This is a genomic window from Candidatus Polarisedimenticolia bacterium (assembly GCA_035764505.1).
Lineage (GTDB): Bacteria > Acidobacteriota > Polarisedimenticolia > Gp22-AA2 > AA152 > AA152.
Genome location: DASTZC010000140.1, coordinates 1 through 4267, shown reverse-complemented (window position 1 = coordinate 4267; position 4267 = coordinate 1). Strand labels below are relative to the sequence as shown.

Below are 4267 nucleotides of genomic sequence, written 5' to 3'. Positions count from 1 at the left end.
GCGCCGTCTGCCGCCTTCGATCTGGACCGATTCGGGCGATCCCGGAATCGACGCCGCCGTCCGCGGGCTTCTCGCGCGGCCGCACGACATGAGCATGCTGGCCCGTTGAAATGTGCCTACCGGCAGCGCTCCTGGGAGCGGGTCGAGAGTCTCGCCGCGCGCCTCGAGGAGCTGGCGGAAGAGCCGCCCGCTCCGCCTGGAGAGTTCCTGAGCTGGGACCAGGTCCAGGTGCTGCCACGGGAAGGGATCGAGATCGGATCGCACCCTGTCGCGCACCCGATCCTGTCGCGCGTGTCGCGCCAGCGGGCACGATTCGAGCTGGAGCTATCGCGCCGGCGGCTGGAGGAGGAAAAGGCCCTCCCGGTGCGCGGCTTCGCCTTTCCGAACGGCAAGACCGGCGACTTCACGGAGGAGGATCTCGCCGCGCTGCCTGCATTGGGATACGAGTACGCGTGCACGGCGCTGCCGGGAACCAATCGACCGGAAAGTAATCCTTCTGCGGATCGGCGTGGGGGGATTACGGTCCGCGGTTACCTGGAGATGAAGCTGGAGCTGGGCGCTGAGCGACGTGCGGAGCTACCCTTCGCCGCGCAAGCTCGATTCGACGGATGCCCCCACGGCCTGGAGAAGGCGCGGCAGGCGAGAGGCATAGGCTCGCAGAGTGGCATCGACCATGGCGGTGCGGGAGTAGAGATCGCGAACCCGTGCCGCGCCCGCGGCCCCCAGGCGTTGCGCCAGGACGGGATCGCGCAGCAGCGAGGAGATTGCCTTGGCGAGAGCGGCGGGGTCTTCGGCCGTAACCAGCAGCCCGGTCTCCCCATCCCGCACCACCTCGAGGTTGCCCCCGATCCGGGTCGCGATCACCGGAATCCCCGAGGCCATCGCCTCCAGCAGGCTGTTGCTGGTCCCTTCCTTATTCCGCGAAGCCTGGACGTAGAGATCCAGGGTGCGGTACATCTCTTCGGGGTGCGCCACCGCCCCGGGCAGCTCGACGCACGACTCAAGGCGCAGCAGCGCCACCTGCTCACGCACCTTGGGCGCCAGGCTGCCGTCTCCCGCCAGGACCAGCTTCGCCTCGGGATGCATCGCATGCACCTGCTCGAAGGCCTGCAGCAGCGTGACGTGATCCCGATCGGGCTCCATGCGCGCCACCATCCCGACGCGTGCCGGTCGCCCATCGGAGCCGCTCGCGGGCGCGGGCCGGAAACGGTCGAGATCGATGCCGTTCAGGACGACGGCGATGCGTCCGGGATCCATTCCCCGGCTCACCAGCTCCTCCCGTCCCGCCTGCGAGTTGGTCACCATCAGGTCGCAGAAGGGCGACAGCAGGATCTCGAGGACGGCCCGTGGCCAGCCGCGCATCTTGGTCGTGCGGTGGGAGCAGACGATCAGGGGGGTGCGGTGCCGCAGGCGGCTCAAGCGGACGTAGAAGTTGGGAAGGAACATGAACGAATGGATGACGTCGAACCCACCCTGCCGCGCGAGACTTCCCAGCCCGGTGGCGGGGGAAAGATCCCAGCGCCAGCGCCGTGGCACCCTCCGGATTGGGATGCCTGCTCCCGTCAGCTCCGACTCCAGAGATCGCTCGCCTTCCAGCACGGCGATCTCGACGTTCCAGGAAGCCAGGGTCTTCAGCCCCAGCGCCAGCTCCACGCACTGACGCTGGGCGCCGGCGCGTTGCAGATCCTGGGTCACGAGGAGGACGGATGGCAAGCCAGCACCCCCGGATCAGACGGCCGAGCCCACCTTCGCTTCGGAGCCGTCGACGCACGCCCGGAACCAGAGCTCGAGGACCAGCACGGTCCAGATCTCGCTGCTCAGGCTGCGCGCTCCGCGCCGGTCGGCTTCGAGCAGGCGGTCCAGCCCGCGGCCAGAGAGGACGCCGCGCTGGCGCGTGCGCCGGTCCGACAGGATCTCGGTCACGAAGGCCTGCAGGTCGCCGCGCAGCCAACTCTTCAGCGGCATGCCGAACCCCTGCTTGCCACGCGTCACGACAGCCTCGGGAAGCCTTCCGGCGAAGGTCTCCCGCAGAATCCGCTTTCCCACGCCGCCGCGGTACTTCAATCGCGTGGGCATGCGGAAGGCCAGCTCCAGGACCTTGTGGTCCAGCAACGGGACGCGCAGCTCGAGGGAATGCAGCATGCTGGTCCTGTCGGCCTTCACCAGGATGTCATCGGGAAGGTAGGACTCCACATCGACCCGTTGCAGCCGTGAAATCTCGTCGCGGCCCGCTTCGCCCCGGTAGAGATCCCGCAGCCAGGCGTAGGGATCGTGATCGGCCGCCGACGCGAGCAGGTCGGGTTCGAGCAGCCACTGCATCGCCGGAGCATCGACGCTCCCCATGATCTCGACGTAGCGGTCATCGGGGGGGAGAGTCAGGAACCGCAGTCCCCCTCGCAGCGGGACCCATTCCGGAAGGCGCCGCTCCAGAGGTCCCAGCAGGAAGCGGCGCACCGCCAGGGGAAGGAGATCGGCTCGGTGCATGGAGCTTCCAAGGCGATAGGCATGGTAGCCGGCGAACCCTTCATCGCCACCGTCTCCGGACAGGCAGACCTTCACCTGGCGGGCCGCCACTTCCGCGATGGCGGCGCAGGGAACGGAGGAGGGATCGGCAAAGGGCTCGTCGAACTGGCCCACCAGCGACGGCAGCGCCTCCACCCCTCGCGGCTCGAGCAGATGCTCGGTGTGGGAAGTGCGGTAGCGCGTGGCCACCTGGCGGGCATACGGGAGCTCCGAATGGTCCGCTTCCGGAAAGCCGACCGAGAAGGTCTTCAACGACCCGCCTGCGGAGCCGGCCGCCAGCGCCACCACCAGGCTGCTGTCGAGACCGCCCGACAGCAGGGCCCCCACCGGCACGTCGCTGCGCATGTGGATGCGGACAGCTTCGGTCAGCGTGGAGTCGAGCTCTTCCCGCCACACGTCGGTGGGACGGCTCTCCACCTCCCGGGGCAGCCTCCAGTAACGCTTCTCCTCCGCCCGACCCCCCTCGATCACCAGGACGGAAGCGGGAGGAAGCTTGCGGATCGTCCGGAAGACGCTGCGGGGCGCCGGCACGTACTGATACGTCAGGAAATCCTTGAGCGCCGCCGGATCGATCTCCCTCCCGACGTCGGGATGGACGAGCAGCGATTTGATCTCGGAGCCAAAGACGATGGAGCGGGGGCCGAGATGATAGTAGAGGGGCTTGATGCCGACCCGATCGCGCGCCAGGACCAGGCGGCGATGCCGGGCGTCCCACAGCGCGAAGGCGAACATCCCGCGCAGCGCCGCAAGGAACTCGAGCGCCTTCTCGCGATAGAGATTGAGGATCACCTCGGTGTCGCTGCGATTTGAAAAGGCGTGGCCCTGCGCGATCAGCTCCTCGCGCAGCTCGACGAAGTTGTAGATCTCGCCGTTGAAGACGATCCAGATCGCCCCATCGCGCGTCGACATCGGCTGACCCCCTCCCCCGAGATCGAGGATCGAGAGCCGGCGGTGCGCCAAGCCGAGCGAGCCGTCGATGTGGATTCCTTCGCCGTCCGGCCCCCGATGACGGAGCGTCCACGCCATCTGGCGCAGGAGCTCCTCGCTGGCCGGGCGGCCGTCGAAGGAGAGATAGCCTGCAATGCCGCACATCTCAGCGCTCCTCGCGGGACCGATGGGACCGGCCGCTCAAGGCGCATCCTCGCGCGCTGGGCCGCCGCCGGCCTGCGCCGTCACGGTCGACGGCAGGAGACGGCGCAACCGCGCCATCTCCTCGGCCTTTGGAAGTCTCATCAGCATGACCAAGATCGGGAACAGGGCCAGCAGCGCAAGACGCACCGGGATGTCCCAGATCAGCGGCAGCGCCGGCAGCGTGAAGGAAGCTCCCAGCGGCAGCAGCGCGGCGAAGGTTATGCCGGCCAGCCTGCCCCATTCCAGCGGCAGAGGATAGTACTTCGACAGTGCGAAGAGTATCCCCGCCAGCTGCCCTGCGAAGGCGATCACGGTAGAGAGCGCCGCCCCGTACATCCCGAGCGGTGGGATGAGCAGGAAGTTCAGGATCAGGTTCAAAATGGCCGAAAGGGTGGAGAAAAGAGCGATAAGACGCACGCGGTGCGAGACTACCAAGCCGCTCCCCAGGCAGTTGGCCATTCCGCCGAGCGCATAGGCGAGGCAGACCAGCGGCACGATGCGTCCCGCCGAGTGGAACTCGGGGGCAGTGGCCACCCTCAGGAAGGGTGGGACGGCGACGCTGAGCCCCAGGGTGCAGACGGCCATCGAGGCGCCGAAATAAGTGGTGACACGC

General features: G+C 67.9%; 3 protein-coding genes. All 3 read right to left on the bottom strand.

Going from position 1 to position 4267, the window contains the following annotated elements:
• Window positions 1-576: 576 nt before the first annotated feature.
• Window positions 577-1713: a glycosyltransferase family 4 protein gene (locus VFW45_09810; GenBank protein HEU5181078.1), complete on the bottom strand. Its 1137-nt coding sequence runs from the start codon at window positions 1711-1713 to the stop codon at window positions 577-579.
• A gap of 15 nt (window positions 1714-1728) precedes the next feature.
• On the bottom strand, window positions 1729-3615 hold the full coding sequence (gene asnB / locus VFW45_09805; protein HEU5181077.1) for an asparagine synthase (glutamine-hydrolyzing): 1887 nt from the start codon (window positions 3613-3615) through the stop codon (window positions 1729-1731).
• Window positions 3616-3651: 36 nt separating this feature from the next.
• On the bottom strand, window positions 3652-4267 hold a 616-nt coding region (locus tag VFW45_09800), incomplete at its 5' end, for a polysaccharide biosynthesis C-terminal domain-containing protein (protein HEU5181076.1).

What these genes read in the sequence shown, in the direction of transcription:
- asnB (HEU5181077.1), bottom strand. Translation starts at nt 3,615, where the DNA reads ATGTGCGGCATTGCAGGCTATCTCTCCTTCGACGGCCGCCCGGCCAGC.